23 protein-coding genes are annotated in these 16,220 nt (G+C 74.3%); 14 read left to right on the forward strand and 9 right to left on the reverse strand.

Translation table 11 applies throughout. The features are described 5' to 3' along the window. The first annotated feature begins 4 nt into the window (after positions 1-4). Positions 5-1,111: an NAD(P)-dependent alcohol dehydrogenase gene (locus tag ACFEMC_RS20475; protein ID WP_380171329.1), complete on the forward strand. Its 1,107-nt coding sequence runs from the start codon at positions 5-7 to the stop codon at positions 1,109-1,111. A 15-nt stretch (positions 1,112-1,126) separates the two neighbouring features. Here ACFEMC_RS20475 and ACFEMC_RS20480 read toward each other — a convergent pair whose 3' ends face one another. Next, entirely contained in the window at positions 1,127-1,570 is a 444-nt protein-coding gene (locus ACFEMC_RS20480) for a MarR family winged helix-turn-helix transcriptional regulator (RefSeq protein WP_380171330.1), read from the reverse strand. A 74-nt stretch (positions 1,571-1,644) separates the two neighbouring features. Between ACFEMC_RS20480 and ACFEMC_RS20485 the strand changes: the two genes are divergently transcribed. The 7 genes from ACFEMC_RS20485 to ACFEMC_RS20515 all read left to right on the forward strand — a co-directional run bounded on the left by ACFEMC_RS20485 (position 1,645) and on the right by ACFEMC_RS20515 (position 7,769). Continuing rightward, positions 1,645-2,880: an FAD-dependent monooxygenase gene (locus tag ACFEMC_RS20485; RefSeq protein ID WP_380171331.1), complete on the forward strand. Its 1,236-nt coding sequence runs from the start codon at positions 1,645-1,647 to the stop codon at positions 2,878-2,880. Positions 2,881-2,935: 55 nt separating this feature from the next. Beyond that, the gene (locus ACFEMC_RS20490) at positions 2,936-3,550 is read left to right on the forward strand and encodes an RNA polymerase sigma factor (RefSeq protein WP_380171332.1); all 615 of its coding nucleotides are present in this window, start codon (positions 2,936-2,938) and stop codon (positions 3,548-3,550) included. After that, on the forward strand, positions 3,537-4,364 hold the full coding sequence (locus tag ACFEMC_RS20495) for an anti-sigma factor (protein ID WP_380171334.1): 828 nt from the start codon (positions 3,537-3,539) through the stop codon (positions 4,362-4,364). Before ACFEMC_RS20490 ends, ACFEMC_RS20495 begins: the two co-directional genes overlap by 14 nt. Positions 4,365-4,436: 72 nt before the next feature. After that, on the forward strand, positions 4,437-5,369 hold the full coding sequence (locus ACFEMC_RS20500; RefSeq protein ID WP_380171336.1) for a metal ABC transporter solute-binding protein, Zn/Mn family: 933 nt from the start codon (positions 4,437-4,439) through the stop codon (positions 5,367-5,369). Beyond that, complete coding sequence (locus ACFEMC_RS20505; RefSeq protein ID WP_380171338.1) at positions 5,366-6,181, forward strand: metal ABC transporter ATP-binding protein; 816 nt, start codon at positions 5,366-5,368, stop codon at positions 6,179-6,181. Before ACFEMC_RS20500 ends, ACFEMC_RS20505 begins: the two co-directional genes overlap by 4 nt. Beyond that, positions 6,181-7,092 (forward strand): metal ABC transporter permease, encoded by a 912-nt coding sequence (locus tag ACFEMC_RS20510; RefSeq protein WP_380171340.1) that lies wholly within the window; start codon positions 6,181-6,183, stop codon positions 7,090-7,092. The genes ACFEMC_RS20505 and ACFEMC_RS20510 overlap by 1 nt, the downstream gene beginning before the upstream one ends. Before the next feature lie 44 nt (positions 7,093-7,136). Next, the gene (locus ACFEMC_RS20515) at positions 7,137-7,769 is read left to right on the forward strand and encodes an FMN-dependent NADH-azoreductase (RefSeq protein ID WP_380171342.1); all 633 of its coding nucleotides are present in this window, start codon (positions 7,137-7,139) and stop codon (positions 7,767-7,769) included. A gap of 19 nt (positions 7,770-7,788) precedes the next feature. Here the strand turns inward: ACFEMC_RS20515 and ACFEMC_RS20520 are convergent, their stop codons facing one another. After that, positions 7,789-8,565: an SDR family NAD(P)-dependent oxidoreductase gene (locus ACFEMC_RS20520; protein ID WP_380171344.1), complete on the reverse strand. Its 777-nt coding sequence runs from the start codon at positions 8,563-8,565 to the stop codon at positions 7,789-7,791. A gap of 69 nt (positions 8,566-8,634) precedes the next feature. Between ACFEMC_RS20520 and ACFEMC_RS20525 the strand changes: the two genes are divergently transcribed. Then, positions 8,635-9,591 carry a phosphotransferase enzyme family protein gene (locus tag ACFEMC_RS20525; protein ID WP_380171346.1) on the forward strand — a complete coding sequence of 319 codons (957 nt, stop codon included), beginning with the start codon at positions 8,635-8,637 and terminating at the stop codon, positions 9,589-9,591. Between the two features lie 17 nt (positions 9,592-9,608). Here ACFEMC_RS20525 and ACFEMC_RS20530 read toward each other — a convergent pair whose 3' ends face one another. Next, complete coding sequence (locus ACFEMC_RS20530; protein ID WP_380171348.1) at positions 9,609-10,232, reverse strand: TetR/AcrR family transcriptional regulator; 624 nt, start codon at positions 10,230-10,232, stop codon at positions 9,609-9,611. A 99-nt stretch (positions 10,233-10,331) separates the two neighbouring features. Between ACFEMC_RS20530 and ACFEMC_RS20535 the strand changes: the two genes are divergently transcribed. Next, positions 10,332-11,081 carry an SDR family NAD(P)-dependent oxidoreductase gene (locus ACFEMC_RS20535; RefSeq protein ID WP_380171350.1) on the forward strand — a complete coding sequence of 250 codons (750 nt, stop codon included), beginning with the start codon at positions 10,332-10,334 and terminating at the stop codon, positions 11,079-11,081. A gap of 6 nt (positions 11,082-11,087) precedes the next feature. Here ACFEMC_RS20535 and ACFEMC_RS20540 read toward each other — a convergent pair whose 3' ends face one another. Beyond that, positions 11,088-11,930 (reverse strand): phosphotransferase family protein, encoded by an 843-nt coding sequence (locus ACFEMC_RS20540; RefSeq protein WP_380171352.1) that lies wholly within the window; start codon positions 11,928-11,930, stop codon positions 11,088-11,090. A 114-nt stretch (positions 11,931-12,044) separates the two neighbouring features. Between ACFEMC_RS20540 and ACFEMC_RS20545 the strand changes: the two genes are divergently transcribed. Further along, entirely contained in the window at positions 12,045-12,752 is a 708-nt protein-coding gene (locus ACFEMC_RS20545) for a hypothetical protein (protein ID WP_380171354.1), read from the forward strand. A 22-nt stretch (positions 12,753-12,774) separates the two neighbouring features. On the opposite strand, the gene ACFEMC_RS20550 is transcribed toward ACFEMC_RS20545, so the two are convergent. Genes ACFEMC_RS20550 through rpmB form a run of 5 tightly spaced genes read right to left on the reverse strand, consistent with a single transcriptional unit; the run spans position 12,775 to position 14,105 of the window. Then, positions 12,775-13,239: a GNAT family N-acetyltransferase gene (locus ACFEMC_RS20550; RefSeq protein WP_380171356.1), complete on the reverse strand. Its 465-nt coding sequence runs from the start codon at positions 13,237-13,239 to the stop codon at positions 12,775-12,777. Positions 13,240-13,251: 12 nt separating this feature from the next. Further along, a complete protein-coding gene (ykgO, locus tag ACFEMC_RS20555; RefSeq protein ID WP_380171358.1) occupies positions 13,252-13,374 on the reverse strand; it encodes a type B 50S ribosomal protein L36 in 123 nt (40 codons plus the stop codon). A 22-nt stretch (positions 13,375-13,396) separates the two neighbouring features. Further along, complete coding sequence (rpsN, locus tag ACFEMC_RS20560; RefSeq protein WP_380171360.1) at positions 13,397-13,702, reverse strand: 30S ribosomal protein S14; 306 nt, start codon at positions 13,700-13,702, stop codon at positions 13,397-13,399. Further along, complete coding sequence (gene rpmG, locus ACFEMC_RS20565; RefSeq protein ID WP_370439644.1) at positions 13,702-13,869, reverse strand: 50S ribosomal protein L33; 168 nt, start codon at positions 13,867-13,869, stop codon at positions 13,702-13,704. Before rpmG ends, rpsN begins: the two co-directional genes overlap by 1 nt. Continuing rightward, the gene (gene rpmB / locus ACFEMC_RS20570; RefSeq protein WP_367637036.1) at positions 13,869-14,105 is read right to left on the reverse strand and encodes a 50S ribosomal protein L28; all 237 of its coding nucleotides are present in this window, start codon (positions 14,103-14,105) and stop codon (positions 13,869-13,871) included. Before rpmB ends, rpmG begins: the two co-directional genes overlap by 1 nt. Before the next feature lie 83 nt (positions 14,106-14,188). Here rpmB and ACFEMC_RS20575 point away from each other — a divergent pair, with 83 nt between their 5' ends. The 3 genes from ACFEMC_RS20575 (at position 14,189) to ACFEMC_RS20585 (ending at position 16,211) form a co-directional block, all read left to right on the forward strand. Continuing rightward, positions 14,189-14,440, forward strand: coding sequence for a type B 50S ribosomal protein L31 (locus ACFEMC_RS20575; RefSeq protein WP_380171366.1), 252 nt, complete (start codon positions 14,189-14,191; stop codon positions 14,438-14,440). 110 nt (positions 14,441-14,550) lie between these two features. Beyond that, positions 14,551-15,453, forward strand: a complete 903-nt coding sequence (locus tag ACFEMC_RS20580; protein WP_380171368.1) for an ABC transporter ATP-binding protein — start codon at positions 14,551-14,553, stop codon at positions 15,451-15,453. Next, the gene (locus tag ACFEMC_RS20585; protein WP_380171370.1) at positions 15,450-16,211 is read left to right on the forward strand and encodes an ABC transporter permease; all 762 of its coding nucleotides are present in this window, start codon (positions 15,450-15,452) and stop codon (positions 16,209-16,211) included. Before ACFEMC_RS20580 ends, ACFEMC_RS20585 begins: the two co-directional genes overlap by 4 nt. The last annotated feature ends 9 nt before the right edge of the window (positions 16,212-16,220 follow it).

The following is a 16,220-nucleotide window of genomic DNA, read 5'->3' on the forward strand; positions in this document are numbered from 1 at the left end:
CGCCGTGCCCACCACCACCGAAGCGCTCGTCGTCGAACCCGGCGGGTCGCCCGTCCTCGACGAGGTGGAACTCGACGACCCGCGCCCGGACGAGGTCCTCGTCCGCACCGTGGCCGTCGGGTTGTGCCACACCGACCTCACCGTGGCCTCCGGTGCCCTGCCGTTCCCCCTGCCGGGGGTCCTCGGGCACGAAGGGGCCGGGATCGTCGAGGCCGTCGGGTCCGCCGTCCGCGGGGTGTCCGTCGGCGACGAGGTCCTGACCTCGTTCACGTCCTGCGGCGCCTGCAGGAACTGCCGCCAGGGTCACCCCGCGTACTGCGTCCAGTGGTTGCCGCTGAACCTGCTCGGCGGCCGTCGCGCCGACGGCAGCACCACGATCACCCGCGCCGGACAACCCCTCGGCGGGCACTTCTTCGGGCAGTCCTCCTTCGCGCGGCACGCCCTCGTCGACGAGCGCAGCCTCGTCCGCGTCCCCGCGGGTTCTCCCCTCCCGACGCTCGCCCCGCTCGGCTGCGGTTTCCAGACGGGTGCCGGCGCGGTGTGGAACACGCTGCGCCCCAGGCCCGGAGACGCCGTCGTCGTGCTCGGGACGGGGGCCGTCGGGCTGGCCGCCGTCGCGGCCGCCGCCCTCACCCCCGCGACCCGGATCGTCGCGGTCGACCGCGTGGCGCACCGGCTGGAGACGGCGCGCCGGTTCGGCGCGACGCACGTCGTGGACACCTCCACCCTCGAGGGGGAACTCGCCGCAGCGCTGCTGGACGTCACCGGCGGCGGGGCGGACGGCGTCGTCGACACGACGGGGGTTCCCGCGCTGCTGCGGGCGGGGGTGGACGCGCTCGCCCCGCGGGGAACCGCCCTGGCAGTGGGGGCGCCGCCGTTCGGCGTGGAGGTCGGCGTGGACGTGAACGGTCTGCTGCCGGGCCGGCGGGTGGAGGGGACCACCCTCGGCGACGGGGACGGCGCGACGCTGGTCCCGGCGCTCGTCGACCTCGTGGCGGACGGCCGGATGCCGTTGGGAGAACTGGTGCGGACGTACTCCTTCGACCGGTTCGACGAGGCCGTCGCGGACATGCACAGCGGCGCCACGGTGAAACCCGTGCTCGTCCCCTGACGCGGGACCGCCGGTTCAGGGGTGCCGGGCGAGCAGGTCGGCCAACCGCACCAACCAGGCGCGGACGACCTCCCGCTCGTCCGGCGGCAGTTCCCTCGCCGCCGCGTCGATGTCGGCCACGACGGGGAGCCACACCGCGCGTTCGCGCTCGCGCGTGGCCTCGTCGAGGTGCACGACCACCCGTCGGCGGTCGGTGGGGTGCGCGACGCGGCGGACGTCCCCGGCCTCCTCGAGCCGGTCGACGAGGACGGTGGCCGAGGCGGTGCTGATGCCCAGGTGCCCGGCGAGTTCGGCGGGACCCAGCGGCCCGTACACGTCGAGCAGTCCCAGCGCGGTCGTGTCCGTCGCGCTGCGTCCGGCGCCGCGGGCGATGCGGTTGCCCAGTTCACGTGACGCGTGCATCACCTCGCGCACGGCCACGACGACGGGCGAGAGCCCGGGCACCATCTCCTCCGCCACCTGCACCTCCCCTCAGGTTGCTAGAGAGCCTAGCGACCAGTTCACTGGACGGCAGTCGACCCCCGGAGGACCGCATGTCGTCCCAGTCCCACCGCGGAACCGTCCTGGTCTCCGGCGCCGGCGTCGCCGGTCCGCTGCTCGCGCACTGGCTCGACCGCGCGGGTTTCTCCGTCGTCCTCGTCGAGCGCGCCACCGCCCGCCGCGAGGAGGGGCAGAACGTCGACGTCCGCGGTGCGGGACGGGAGGTGCTGCGCCGCACGGGGATCGAGCAGGCGGCGCTCGCGGCGCACACGACCGAGGAGGGCACCGCGTTCGTCGACGACCGCGGCCGGCCGCGTGCCGTCCTGCCCGCGGCGCAGGGCGAGAGCGACGGCGCCACCGCCGAGCTGGAGATCCTGCGCGGCAAGCTGTCGGGCCTGCTGCTCGACCTCCCCGCCGAACGCACCGAACGCGTCTTCGGCGACCACGTCACGGGCCTGGACGACCACGGGGACGGCGTCACCGTCACCCTGGCCTCCGGCGACGTCCGCGAGGTCGACCTCGTCGTCGTCGCCGAGGGCGTGGGGTCGCGCACCCGCGGCCTGGTGTTCGCCGGCGACCCGGTCCGGCCGCTGGGCATGTACTGCGTCTACGTCACGATCCCGCGCACGACCACGGACGACCGGACCTGGCGCTGGTACAACGCGCTGGAGGGCCGCAGCGTCCACCTGCGCCCCGACGACACCGGGACGACGCGGGCCCTGCTGAACTTCCTGTCCCCCACCCGCGGCCTCGCCGACCTCGACCCCGCCGCCCAGCTCACGGTGCTGCGCAGGGTGTTCCGCGACGCGGGCTGGGAGACCGACCGCGTCCTGGCGGCCCTGGACGACACCCCCTTCCACTTCGAGGACCTGGCCCAGGTGCACCTGGAGCGCTGGAGCAGCGGTCGCGTCGTGCTGCTCGGGGACGCCGCGCACTGCGCCTCGCCCGTCAGCGGCATGGGCACGACGCTCGGCCTCACCGGCGCCTACGTACTGGCCGGCGAACTCGCCACGGCCCACGCCCGCGGCCGCTCGCACACCGACGCCTTCGCCGCCTACGAACGTCGCCTGCGCCCGTTCGTCACCCGCGCGCAGGACCTGCCCCCGGGGACGCCCGCGGTCGCCAACCCGCGGACGGCCTGGCACCGACAGGCGCTGTGGACCGGTGTGCGCGTGCTGACGAGCCGGCCCGCCCGTGCCCTCGGCGGCCTGACGGGCCGGTTCACGACCCCGCCCGCCGACGCGTTCACCGTGCCGGACTACCCGGACCTGCGCGCCCGGGCGGGGTGAGACCCCCCGTGACGTCCCGGGTGGCGGGTGGGCGGGGCCGCCCTACGGTGGTGCCGTGAGCCCGCGGCCGGAGTCACCGGCCGGGACGGACCGGTCGGGAGACTGGACCGCACCGGCCGCGTGGGACGACGCCGAGGTCGGACGCGCCGTCCGCGCGGGCGACGAACGGGGTCTGCGCGAGGCCTACGAACGCTTCTCCCCCCTCGTCAACGGGCTGGCCCGCCGCCGGCTCGGCGAGCAGGACGCCCAGGACGTCGTGCAGGCCGTCTTCGTCGCCGCCTGGCGCTCGCGGGAGAACTACGACCCCGACCGGTCCTCCTTCGCGGCCTGGCTCGTGGGCATCACCCGGCACCGCATCGCGGACGCGCTCGCCCAGCGCTACCGCTCCGAGGTCGTCACCGAACCCGACCAGCTGCACGGCGGGGACGCCGCCGTCCTGCACGAGCCGCTGCCGCAGGACGCCGCGGCCGACCGGGTGGTCCTGCTCGCCGAGATCGACGAGCTCGGCGAGCCCCAGCGCACCCTCGTCCGCCTGGCCTTCTTCGACGACCTCACCCACGCCCAGGTCGCCGCCCGCACGGGCCTGCCCCTGGGCACGGTCAAGAGCCACCTGCGCCGGTCGCTGCACCGGCTGCGCGACCGCCTGGAGGTCGACCGTGCGGCCGACTGAGGGCACCGGGGCCCCGCACCTCGACGAGGACGAGGCGGCGCTGGCCGGCCTCGGCGAACCCCTGGGCGCCACAGCGCACCAGCACCTCGCCGACTGCGAGCAGTGCCGGGCGGAGGTGGCCGGATGGGCGCGCCTGGGCGCGGCCCGGGCCGCCGAGGACGTCGAAGCGCTGGCCCCCCCGGCCGGGACGTGGGACCGCATCGCCCACGAGGTCGGCTTCGACGCGGCGGGTTCCCGCGACGTTCGTCCCGTTGCCCTGCAGGCGGTTCCGCCCCTCGAACCGACGCCTCCCCCGGTGCGGCTCGACGAGCACCGGCGCGAACGCCCGGCGGGACGGGGGCCCCGTCGTCGGCTCGCGCTGCCCGTCGCCGCGGCCGCCGTCGCGGGCCTGCTCGTCGGCGGGGTGGCGGGTGTGGTGGGCTCGCGGCTCACCGGCGGGTCCGAGCCGGTCGCCGCCCGCCCGACCGTCGTGTCCTCGGCGACGCTGCGCCCACCGGGCGCGACGGACGAGGGCGCCGACGGCCCCGGGGGAACCGCCCAGGTCGCCGACGAGGACGGCACCGTGCGGCTCCACCTGACCGTGCACGGCGTCGTCCCCCCCGCCGAGGGCTACCTCGAGGCGTGGCTGCTCGACGCCGACGGCGGCATGGTGTCGCTGGGGACGATGGCCGGCGACGACATGACCGTCACGGTCCCGGCCGGCGTCGACCTGGGCCGCTTCGACGTCGTGGACGTCTCGCGCGAACCGCTCGACGGGGATCCCGGGCACTCCGCCGACAGCGTGCTGCGCGGCAGGCTCACCCAGGAGGCGTGAGCCGCGCTCGGTGGACGGTCGCGGCAGGCGTACAGTTGTTGCGAACCGTTCCCATCGTCAGGAAGCCGTCGCATGCCGTCGCGCCGTTCGACCCTCGCCCTCGCCTCCGCCCTGACCGCCACCATCGCCCTGGCCGCCTGCGGCGGCGGCACCGACAGCGCGTCGCCGGCCGCCGCCTCCGCCAGCGGCGGCACCGGCCTGAGCATCGTCGCCTCGACCAACGTCTGGGGCTCGGTCGCGAGCTCCATCGCGGGCGACGACGCGACCGTCACGTCGATCATCAGCGACCCCAGCGCCGACCCGCACAGCTACGAGGCGAACACGCGCACGCAGCTGGAGCTGTCCAAGGCGACCCTCGTCGTGGAGAACGGCGGCGGCTACGACGACTTCGTCGACACCATGCTGAAGGCGGCCTCCGCCAAGGCCACCGTCTTGAACGCCGTGGACATCTCCGGCAAGCAGGCCGCCGCGGGCGAGGAGCTCAACGAGCACGTCTGGTACGACGTCGAGACCGTCCGCAAGGTCGCCCAGGAGATCGAGGCCTCCCTCGCGAAGGCCGCCCCCGACGACGCCGCCACCTTCGAGGCGAACCTCAAGAGCTTCGAGAGCGGCCTGGACACCCTCGAGCAGAAGATCGAGACGGACAGGGCCTCGACGCAGGGCAAGGCCGTCGCGATCACCGAACCGGTCCCGGGGTACCTGCTCGAGGCGCTCGGCGCCGAGAACAGGACGCCGGAGAAGTTCTCCGAGGCCATCGAGGAGGAGACCGACGTCCCGGTCGACGTGCTCCAGGAGACCCTGGCACTCTTCAGCGGACACCAGGTCCAGGCGCTGGTCTACAACGAGCAGACGACCGGCCCGCAGACCGAGAAGGTCCTCGACGCCGCCAAGAGCAACGGCATCGCGGTGGTGCCGGTGACCGAGACGCTCCCCGAGGGCAAGGACTACACGACGTGGATGACCGGGAACGCCGACGCGATCACCGCGGCGCTGAGCGGGAAGTGAGGTCGGGGACCCCCGCCCTCCGCCTGAGCGGCGCATCGCTGGCCTACGGCGACCGCCGGCTCTGGTCCGGCCTCGACCTCGACGTGGCCCCCGGCGAGTTCATCGCCGTCCTCGGCGCCAACGGCGCCGGCAAGTCCAGCCTGCTCAAGGTCGTCCTCGGCCAGCAGCCCCTGGAACGCGGCACGGTGGAGGTCGCGGGCCGTCCGGTCCAGCGAGGGAACCGGCGCATCGGCTACGTCCCGCAGCAGAAGGGCCTCGACCCCGCCACGCCGCTGCGCGCCCGCGACTTCGTCCGCCTCGGCCTCGACGGCCACCGCTGGGGTCCGCTGCTGCCGTCGCGGCGCACCCGCGCGAGCGTCGACCGCGTGCTGGAGGCCGTCGGCGCCACCGCCTACGCCGACTCCCCCGTGGGCCGGTTGTCCGGCGGGGAGCAGCAGCGGCTGCGGGTCGCGCAGAGCATCGTCGGTGATCCCGCCCTGCTGCTGGCCGACGAACCCCTGCTGTCCCTGGACCTGAACCACGCCGCCGCCGTCAGCGCCCTGTTCCACGAATCCCGGGTGCGCACGGGCGCGGCCGTCGTCTTCGTGACGCACGACGTGAACCCCGTCCTGCCCTACGCCGACCGGGTGCTCTACCTGGCCGGCGGCCGGTTCCGCGTCGGCCCGCCCGACGCCGTCATGAACTCCGCGACGCTGTCGGAGCTGTACGGCTCGCCCGTCGAGGTGCTCCGCTCGGGTGGGCGTGTGCTCGTCGCCGGGGGCGCGGCCCCCAGCGAGCACCCGCACGCCCACGACCACGAGGAGGCCTCCTGATGCACAGCGCGCTCCCCACTGCCCTGCCCGGTGCCATCGCGTGGGACCGGATCTTCGACTTCTCCGACTACGGGGCGCTGCTGGCCCTCGTGCACAACTCCCTCTACGCGGGGGCCCTGCTCGGCCTCATCGGCGGTCTCGTGGGCGTCTTCATCGTCGCCCGCGACCTGCCGTTCGCCGTCCACGGCATCGCCGAACTCAGCTTCGCGGGGGCCGCGTTCGCCCTGCTCATCGGGGTGAACGTCGTCCTCGGCTCCCTCGTGGGGTCGGTGCTGGCCGCGGTGCTGTTCGGGGTCCTGGGGAACCGCGCGCGCGAGCACAACTCCGCCATCGGGGTGCTCATGCCGTTCGGCCTGGGCCTGGGGGTGCTGTTCCTGGCGCTGTACCAGGGGCGGGCCGCGAACAAGTTCGGCCTGCTGACCGGGCAGATCGTCGCGGTCGACAACCCGCAGCTCGTGTCGCTGGCCGTCCTGTCCGCCGTCGTCCTGGTGGCCCTGCTCGTCATGTGGCGACCGCTGCTGTTCGCCTCCCTCGACGCCGACGTCGCCGCCGCGCGGGGTGTTCCCGTCCGCCTGCTGTCGCCGGTGTTCATGCTCGTCCTCGGGCTCGCCGTCGCGATGAGCGTGCAGATCGTGGGCGCCCTGCTCGTGCTGGCCCTGCTCGTGACGCCGGCCGCGGCCGCGACGCGGATCAGTTCCTCCCCGTTCGTCGTGCCGCTGCTGTCCGTGGGTTTCGCGCTGACCGCGATGGTGGGCGGGATGCTCCTGGCGCTGGGGTCGTCGGTGCCCATCAGCCCCTACGTCACGACCGTGTCCTTCACGATCTACCTCGCGTGCCGGGTCGTGGCACGGGTGCGCCGTCCCCCGGCCCGGGTCGAGACACCGCGCCCGGTCGTCGCCGAGGTCGTCTGAGCCTGCGGCACCGCCGGGGCGGGGGCGCTGGGTAGCCTTCGCCCATGCCGCACCTGTTGCACCTGGACTCCTCCGCCGACCTCGCGACGTCGCGGTCGCGCGCCCTCACGGCGGCCTTCGCGCAGGCCTGGACCGGTCGCGGGGCCGAGTTCACGGTGACCCACCGCGACCTGCACCGCGACCCGCTCCCGCACTTCGCCACGAACGAGCAGCACTGGCCCGCGGCCGACCGACTGCCCGGGGCGCAGGTCCCGGCCGACCAGGACGCCCTGACGGCGCAGATCCACTCCGAGCTCCTGGCCGCGGACGTCCTGCTCGTGGGCGCGCCGCTCTACAACTACACGGTGCCCTCGACGCTGAAGGTGTGGCTCGACCACGTCCACATCCCGGGTGCGCTGGCCGGCGAGGGGTCCCAGCCGCTCGCGGGCCGCCCCGCCGTCGTCGTGAGCTCCCGCGGCGCGACCTACGACGCGGGCAGCCCGACCGAGGGCTGGGACCACGGCGTGCCCGTCCTGCAGATCATCCTCGGCGCCTCCCTCGCCATGGACGTCCACGTCGTCCAGACGAGCGCGACGCTCGCCGACCGGCTCGCGGACCTCGCCGACCTGCGCGAGCGCGCCGACGCCGAGTTCGCGGCCGCGCGCGAGGCCGCGCAGGATCTCGCGCGCCGGCTCTGATCCCGGTTCCTGCCGGGCCTCAGGGCAGGATCGCGTCGACGTAGCCGCCGTCCACCCGGACGGCGGCTCCCGTCGTCGCCGAGGCCAGCGGGGAGGCGAGGTAGCAGACCATGTTCGCGATCTCCTCGGGTTCGATGAGCCGCTGCAGCAACGACTGCGGGCGGTACCGCGTCATGAACTCCCGCTGCGCCTCCTCCCACGGGCCGTCGCCGACGAGCTCGCGGACGAAGTCCTCCACCCCACCGGTGTGGGTCGGCCCGGCCAGGACGCTGTTCACCGTGACCCCGGTGCCCGCGACGGCCTTGGCGAAACCCCGGTGCACGCCGAGGAGCGCGGTCTTGGAGACGCCGTAGTGGATCATCTCGGCCGGGGTGACGACGGCGGAGTCGCTGGAGGTGTAGAGCACCCGGCCCCAGCCACCCGACGTCATGCCCGGCAGGTAGTGCCGCGTCAGGCGCACCGCGGTGAGGACGTTCACCTCGAAGTAGCGACGCCACTCGTCGTCGTCGATCTCCAGCGGGTCGGCCGACCCGAAGATGCCGAGGTTGTTGACGAGGACGTCGACGGTCGGGACTGCGGCGACGAGCTCGGCGTGGCCCGCCTCCGTCGTGACGTCACCCGCGACGGTGCGGGCCGCGCCCTCGACCGTGGCGGCCGCGGCCTCGAGACGGCCGGGGTCACGGCCGGTCAGCACCACCTCCGCCCCGCACCGCGCGAGGCCCTGCGCGATGGCGAGGCCGATGCCCGAACTGGAACCGGTGACGAGGGCCGTCCTGCCCGTGAGGTCGATGCGCACGAGGAGTTCCTACCCGCCCCGCACGGTTCCTGCACACCGCCGGCCGGGCCGCCCCGCTACGGTCGCGACGTGCTGCCGCCGGGGTTGTCGATGCTGTGGGAGGACGTCGACGCGGCCGGGGCCCTGCAGGGACGGTTCGGCTTCGCCGACCTCGACGAGGCGGGCGGCTGGATCGCCGACCTGCTCGGCCGCACCTGGGGGCTGTCCGTCCGTTCCTGCTCGCGCCTGGTCCTCAGCGGGGACAACGCGGTCGTGTGGGTCGCACCCGACCGGGGCGAGCCGCTCGTCGTGAAGTTCTCCTGCGCGACGGACCGCTTCGCGCGACTCGACGCCACGACCGCCGCCCTCGACCACCTGGCCCGCGCGGGCATCCCCGTCGCCGCACCGCTGCGCACGCGCGACCAGGAGTTCCGCGTCCGGGCCTCCGGTCCCGTGGGCGAGCTGTCCACGGGGGTCTTCCCGGAGCTGGCGGGCGGCTGGCTCGACGTCTCGGACGCCGGCGCCGTCCACGACGCGGGAGCGTGGCTGGCCCGCACTCACGCGGCGCTCGCCGACTCGCCGACGGACGTGCCGCCGAGGGCCGCCGGAACCCTGCGCGACCGCGTCGGGGCCTGGCTCACGGGGGCCGATCCCGGTCACGTCCCCGACGCCTCCCGCCGACTCGCCCAGCTCCTCTCGCGCGCACCCGAACTTCCGGGGGCGCCTCAGGTGGTGCACGGGGACTTCCGCGCGGCGAACCTCCTGACCCGGGACGGCCGCGTCGTCGGTGTCCTCGACCTCGACGACGCCCACCGCGCCCACCCCGTCGAGGACCTGGCGCAGGCGAGCGTCTACCTCGCGACCCGGTTCCGCGCCTGGCGACCCACGCCGCCGGTGGCCCGCACGGCGCTGGTGGCCGGGTACGCGTCGGTGCGACCGCTCGGGACGGCGGAACGGGCGTGGCTGGAACTGCTCGTGCTGTGGATCGGTCTGTGCGCGGTGCCGGGGCCCGCCGACCCGGGAGGGTGGGCCGCCGCGGTGGAGTGAGCCCGCCCTGGTGCCGGTCAGTCCCGCGGCGCGGCGGACCGGCGCCTGCGGGGCGCGGGGCGCGGCAGCAGGTCCAGGGCCGACTGCGCGACGCCGCGAAGGGTGGCCGCGTCGGTGCCCGCCTCCCCGAGGGCCTCGATGCCGCGGTGGACCGTCACGAGGAGACCCGCCACCTGCTCCACGTCCGTGTCGGGGCTCAGATCGCCGTGTCGCCGGCACCGTTCGAGTTCGGCGGCGAAGGCGCTGCGCAACCCGTCGAACGCCTCGCGCGAGCGGGCGGCGACGACGTCGTCGTGCTCCGCGAGCTCGGCTGTGCCCTTGGCGAGCAGGCAGGCCCGGTGTCCCGGTTCCGCGCTGGACGTGGCGTGCTCGAGCAGGTACCCGGTCAGCCGTTCCAGCGCGCCGTCGTCACCACCGTCCAGCCGCTCGGCCGCGGATCCGACTGCGGCGGCGCAGTAGTCGTCGAACACGCGGCGGAACAGTTCACGCTTCCCCCCGAACGCCCCGTAGAGGCTGCCCTTGCCCAGGCCCGTGGCGCTCGCGATCGCGTCCATGCTCGTCCCGGCGAACCCCGTCGCCCAGAACTGGTCACGAGCGCTGGTCAGCGCGCTCGCCTCGTCGAACTCCCTCGGCCTGGCCATGCCCGCAGCCTAACCGTTCTTGACGGTCGGGTCCAGAACGTCCTACGTTGTGGACGATCCATTCCAGATCGGGTGGGTCGACACGACGGGAGGACGACGATGAGCGGGACGCTGGACGGCAAGGTGGCTGTGGTCACCGGGGGAACGAGCGGGATCGGGCTGGCCATCGCACGCCGGTTCGTCGCCGAGGGGGCGCGGGTGTTCGTCACCGGGCGCCGGCAGGCGCAGGTGGACGCGGCGGCGGCCGACCTCGGACCGCGGGCCGTGGGGGTGCGCGCCGACGTCGCGGTCCTGTCCGACCTCGACGACCTGTACGAGGTCGTCCGGGAGCGGGCCGGGCGCATCGACGTCCTCGTCGCGAACGCCGGCGGCACCGAACCCCAGGTGCTCGGCGCCATCACCGAGGAACAGTTCGACGCGACGTTCTCGACCAACGTCAAGGGCACGGTCTTCTCCGTGCAGAAAGCGGTGCCCCTGCTCTCGCCCGGGGCCTCGGTCATCCTCACGGGGTCGACCGCATCGGTCCGCCCCGATCCGGGCCTGGAGGTCTACGGAGCGAGCAAGGCCGCGGTGCGCTCCCTCGCACGCAGCTGGACGCTCAACGCCCCCGCGAACGGGTTCCGCGTGAACGTGCTGAGCCCCGGCCCGACCCGCACGCCGGGCCTGCTCGGCCTCGTGCCCGAGGAGCAGCAGGAGGAGTTCGCCGCCTCGCTGGGCAGCGCCCTGCCGGCCGGGCGGCTCGGGGAACCCGACGAGATCGCCGCGGCCGCGGTGTTCCTGGCCTCCGACGCCTCCGCGTTCGTCCGCGGTGCCGAGTGGTTCGTCGACGGCGGCCGCACCAGCGCGTGAGGCGGGTCAGCCGTGGGGCGGGTCGTCCAGGAGCGCTTGCAGTTCGGCGAACCAGACGCGCGCGAGCCGTTCCCGGTCCGGCAACCGGTCGTCGCGGTCCCACCGCCACGTCACGATGAGGGCGTGCACGACGATCCGGCAGGCGTGCAGGACGGCGGGGTCCAACCCCGGGTAGTGCTGCGCGACCTCGTCCGGGGCGTGGGCGACGTCGAGTTCCACCGGCCCGCGGCAGCACGTCTCCCAGTCGACGAACCGGAGCCCGGCGGGGGTCGACAGGACGTTGCCGGGGTGGGGTTCCCCGTGCAGGAGTTGTTCTGGGCGCCCGGCCCGGTCGATCGTCGCGACCGCGCCGGCCAGGGCGTCGAGCAACGTGCCACGAACGTCGTCGGGCGCGTCCGGCGTCCGCGTGCGGTCGAGCAGCAGGGTCCGGGCCGCGTCCACGCGACCGGTGAACCTCGGCGCGTCCAGCGTCAGGTCGGGGCTGCGCATCCCCCGGTGCAGCAGGAGGAGACCGCGCGCGTAGTCGGCCGGCGCCGGGAGCTCCCCGGAGTTCTCCTCGTGCGCCCAGAACGTGACGACGACACCGCCCCGCACGTGCGCCCGCGACGGGACCCGCGGATCCGGCGCGGCGACCGGCGCCACGGGCGCCACGGTGGCCGCCAGGTCGAGTTCGCGCTGGGCCTGTTCCACGCCCCGCTCCGAGACGCGCGCCACCACGTCGCACGGCAGCAGCCGCAGCGTCAGGGCGTTGGAGTCGTGGAGGACGACGGCGTCGTGGACGACCAGCCCGAGGGACGTGGCCACCTCCGTCGCCGCCGCGACGGCGCGGTCCCGCTGTGACGCCTGCACGTGACCGACGCTACGCCCGCCACTGCGGTGCGTTCCACGACGTTCCGGGGCCGTGGGCGTGTCGGAACGTCGCGCAGTGACCGGTCAAGCCCGCGGGTCCGGCACGATGTCGGGGTGCGCACGACCCTCAACGCCATCGAGTCGGCACTGCGCTCGTCGTGGGACGACGACACGACCTTCGCGTCCCCCGAGTACCTCGCACGCGGCGACGGACGAGCCTCCCGGGGTCAGTGCGGGCCGACGGCTCTCGTCGTCCAGGAACTCCTCGGCGGGGACCTCGTGGTCGCCGACGTCGAGCACGCAGGCCGCCGCAACGGCGTCCACTACTGGAACGTCACCGCGGCGGGTGTCGAGCTGGACCTGACCGCGGACCAGTTCACCCCGGACGAGCGCCTCGTCGACCCGCGCCGGGTCACCGGGAGGCGGAACGTCGACAGCCCGGGTGAGAGGGCCTTCGGGTTGTTGCGTGACCGGGTGGCTGCCGTCCTGAGGAGGCCGGCAGCGCCGGGGAGCACCAGCACCAGAGCCCGACCCCGGGTCGTGTGCCTGTGCGGCTCACTCCGCTTCCCCGACCAGTTCACCGCCGAACGCCGGCGCCTGACCGCCCGGGGAGTCGTCGTACTCTCCCCCGAGGACGTCGAGGGGGAACTGACACCCGCCCGGCGGCGAGACCTGGGCGAGCTGCACCTGCGGCGGATCGATCTCGCTGACGAGGTGCGTGTCGTCGGCGCGCGGGGGGCCGAAGGCGAGGCGACCCGCCGCGAGATCGCCTACGCCCGCGAGCGCGGCCTGGTGGTCAGCTGGAGCGATTTCGACGGCTGAGCCCGGCCCGCGCCGGCGGACGTCACAGCTCCTTGGCGAACCAGAGCTGAGCGTGCGGGTTGTCGTTGTACCGCTCGACCTCGCGGAAACCCGCGGACAGGTAGAGCGCGCGGGCGGCGGTCAACGCGCCGTGCGTGTCGAGCACCAGACCCGTGGCGTCGCGGGCACGGGCCCAGTCCTCGCACCACGTGAGGAGCCGCCGGCCGAGTCCGGTACCCCGGGCCCCGGGGGTGACGAAGAGGCGCTTCACCTCGGCCGTGCCGTCCGGCAGGGTCCGCACCCCGACGCAGCCCAGTCGGTCCCCCGCCACGACGAACGCACCGTGCGGTGCGACGAGGTCGACGAGGTCGGAGGCGGGCGCCCCGTCCCCCAGCGGGAGACCGGTGACGGCGGCCGCCTCGGCCCAGAACGCGGTGCGCAGGAACCGCCCGGCAGGTCCGCCGGGCGGTTCCTCGTGCAGGGCCACGGGCAGGTCGGGGGTGCTCACCCCGACATCGTGTCAGCCCTGACGGGCCTTCCAGCGGGGGTTCCGCTTGTTCACGACGAACACCTTCCCGTGGCGCCGGACGACGATGGACCCGTCCTTCTGCTTCAGGGACTTCAGGGACTTGACGACCTTCACCGCGACACCCCTCCGGACGGTTTCACCAGCTGGACTTCGTGACGCCGGGCAGTTCCCCGGCGTGCGCCATCTCCCGCAGGCGGACGCGGGAGATGCCGAACTTCCGGAGGAAACCCCGGGGCCGGCCGTCGGCGGCGTCGCGGTTGCGCAGCCGCGTCGGGCTCGCGTCCCGCGGCAGCTTCTGCAGCGCGAGCTGGGCCGCAGCGCGCTCCTCCGCCGGCAGGTGCGGGTTCGCCACCGCGCGCTTCAGCTCGGCCCGGCGCTCCGCCCAGCGCTCGACGACGGCGCGCCGCTGCTCGTTGCGCGCGATCTTCGAGGTCTTGGCCATCAGCGCTCCTCGCGGAAGTCGACGTGCTTGCGTGCGACGGGGTCGTACTTCCGGATGACCATGCGGTCGGGGTCGTTCCGGCGGTTCTTGCGGGTCACGTACGTGTACCCCGTCCCCGCGGTCGACCTCAGCTTGATCACCGGACGGACGTCGGCGGTCCTCGCCATCAGATGCGCTCCCCTCGCGCTCGGATCTGCGCCACCACGGACTCGATGCCGCGCTGGTCGATGGTCTTGATGCCCCGTGCCGACACGGTCAACGTGACCGTGCGCCCCAACGAGGGCACGAAGTACTTCTTGCGCTGGAGGTTGGGGTCCCAGCGCCGGTTGGTCCGGCGGTGCGAGTGGGAGACGGACTTCCCGAACCCGGGTTCCGCGCCCGTCACCTGGCATCGAGCCGACACGTCATCTCCTCCTGGTCGCCGTACGGTCTGTGCAACACTACCGCTACTGACAACCATTCCCGACAAGAGCCCCAGGAGATCCCGTGCGACCCGCCATCCACCCCGTCTACGAGGCCGTCGTCTTCCGCGACAAGTCCGCCGGCACGGCGTTCCTCACCCGGTCGACGATCGTCACGCGCGACCTGCCCACGGTGGAGTGGGAGGACGGTCGCACGTACCCGGTGTGGGACGTCGACGTCTCCGCCGCCAGCCACCCGTTCTGGACCGGGACCGCCCGCGTCCTGGACACCGAGGGTCGCGTGGAGAAGTTCCGCCGCCGCTACGCCCGCCCCTGAACGGCGGGAAGCACGCCTCGCGTCCTTCCGAGGGGCCTCCACGGGCGCGAGGTGTGCTTCCCGTCCCCACCGCGGTTGTCCGACCACCGCCCCCGGGGCAGGGTGGGGCCGTGCCTGCAGCCGTCGTCGAGGTCGACCACGTCACGCGCACGTTCGGGCCCGTCACCGCGCTCGACGACGTCAGCCTCGACGTCGAGGCCGGGGAGGCCGTGGGCGTCCTCGGCCCGAACGGCGCGGGGAAGTCGACGCTGCTGTCGTTGCTGGCCGGCCTGCGCCGCCCGGACCGCGGCACGGTCCGCGTGGCGGGAAGCGATCCCCGCGAGCCGGGCGCCCGCACGCGGATCGGCGTCACCCCGCAGGCCACCGGACTGCCACAGACCCTCAAGGTCCGCGAGGTCGTGGACTTCGCAGCGGGCCACCACCGCGATCCCGTGCCGCGACCCGAACTGCTGGAACGGTTCGGGCTGACCGACCTCGCCGGCCGGCAGTGCGGCGGCCTGTCCGGCGGTCAGCAACGACGGGTCGCCGTGGCACTCGCCTTCGTCGGCCGACCCCGGGTCGTGCTCCTCGACGAACCGACGACGGGACTCGACGTGCCGGCCCGGTTGTCCCTGTGGGAGGCCGTCCGCGGGTTCGTCGCCGACGGCGGCACGCTGCTGCTGACCTCGCACCACCTCGAGGAGGTCGAGGCGCTCGCCCACCGCGTGGTCGTCGTGGACCGCGGCCGGGTCCTGGAGTCGGGGACGGTGGAGGAGGTCCGCGGCCGCACCGAGGTGCGCCGCGTCCGGTTCCGCGCCGACTCCGTGCCGGACGACCTGCTGGTCGAGGTGGAGGTCCTCGTCCGCGACGGCGACCGCGTCGAACTCCTCGCCCCCGACGCCGACGGTCTCGTCCGCGACCTCGTGCGCCGCGACGTCGCCTTCCGGGACCTGGAGGTGGCGACGGCCTCGCTCGAGGAGGCGTTCCTGGCCCTCACTTCCAGGACGGTGACACCGGGGGACGTCCCCCGGTGACGCGCACCGTCGGCCCCGCGCGGCTCACCTGGTTGCACACCCGCTACCAGGTGCTCGAAACCCTGCGGGTTCCGGTCGTCGTCGTCAGCACGGCCGTCTTCCCCGCCCTCATCTTCACGGTCTTCGTCGTGCCGCAGGCCGGATCGATGAGCCCGCTGGCCGCGACCGCCGCGACGGCGCAGCTCGCGGTCTTCTCGGCCATGAGCACGGCCCTGTTCACCCACGGTGCGGGGATCGCCGAGGACCGTGCGCTGCCCTGGGACACGCACTTGCGCACCCTGCCCGTCGGCGCCGCGCCACGGTTCCTCGCACGCGTCCTCATGGGGGCGTTCTTCACCCTCCTCGGCCTGGTGCCGCTCGTCGCGCTCTCGGCGCTGCTCACCGACGCGACAGTGACCGTGGGCCGGTTCCTCGAAGGCCTCGTCGCGCTGCTCGCCGCGGGCGTCCCGTTGCTGGCGCTGGGGTTGGCGATCGGCTACTCGCTGCCCGCCAAGGCCGCCCTGGCGCTGGCGCAGGTCGTGCTGCTCCCCCTGGCGTTCGCCGGCGGGTTGTTCCTGCCACCGGAGACGATGCCGGACTGGTTGCAGTCCCTCTCCGTCTGGACCCCGACCCGCGCCGGACGCGACCTGGTGACCAGCGCCGTCACGGGACTCGACGTCGGGACCCGCGTGGTTCCCGTCCTCGTGGGCTGGGCCGTCGTGTTCGGCGCCGTGGCCGTGTGGGCGATCCGCCGGGACCAGGGCCGCCGGTTCCGCTGACCCGTCGGC

The organism is Kineococcus sp. DHX-1 (assembly GCF_042473625.1).
Lineage (GTDB): Bacteria > Actinomycetota > Actinomycetes > Actinomycetales > Kineococcaceae > Kineococcus.

Excerpts from the sequence above, each read along its gene's own strand:
- ACFEMC_RS20485 (WP_380171331.1), top strand. The coding sequence starts at position 1,645 with ATGTCGTCCCAGTCCCACCGCGGAACCGTCCTGGTCTCCGGCGCCGGC.
- ACFEMC_RS20500 (WP_380171336.1), top strand. The coding sequence starts at position 4,437 with ATGCCGTCGCGCCGTTCGACCCTCGCCCTCGCCTCCGCCCTGACCGCC.
- ACFEMC_RS20510 (WP_380171340.1), top strand. The coding sequence starts at position 6,181 with ATGCACAGCGCGCTCCCCACTGCCCTGCCCGGTGCCATCGCGTGGGAC.
- ACFEMC_RS20515 (WP_380171342.1), top strand. The coding sequence starts at position 7,137 with ATGCCGCACCTGTTGCACCTGGACTCCTCCGCCGACCTCGCGACGTCG.
- ACFEMC_RS20530 (WP_380171348.1), bottom strand. The coding sequence starts at position 10,232 with ATGGCCAGGCCGAGGGAGTTCGACGAGGCGAGCGCGCTGACCAGCGCT.
- ACFEMC_RS20535 (WP_380171350.1), top strand. The coding sequence starts at position 10,332 with ATGAGCGGGACGCTGGACGGCAAGGTGGCTGTGGTCACCGGGGGAACG.
- rpsN (WP_380171360.1), bottom strand. The coding sequence starts at position 13,702 with ATGGCCAAGACCTCGAAGATCGCGCGCAACGAGCAGCGGCGCGCCGTC.
- rpmG (WP_370439644.1), bottom strand. The coding sequence starts at position 13,869 with ATGGCGAGGACCGCCGACGTCCGTCCGGTGATCAAGCTGAGGTCGACC.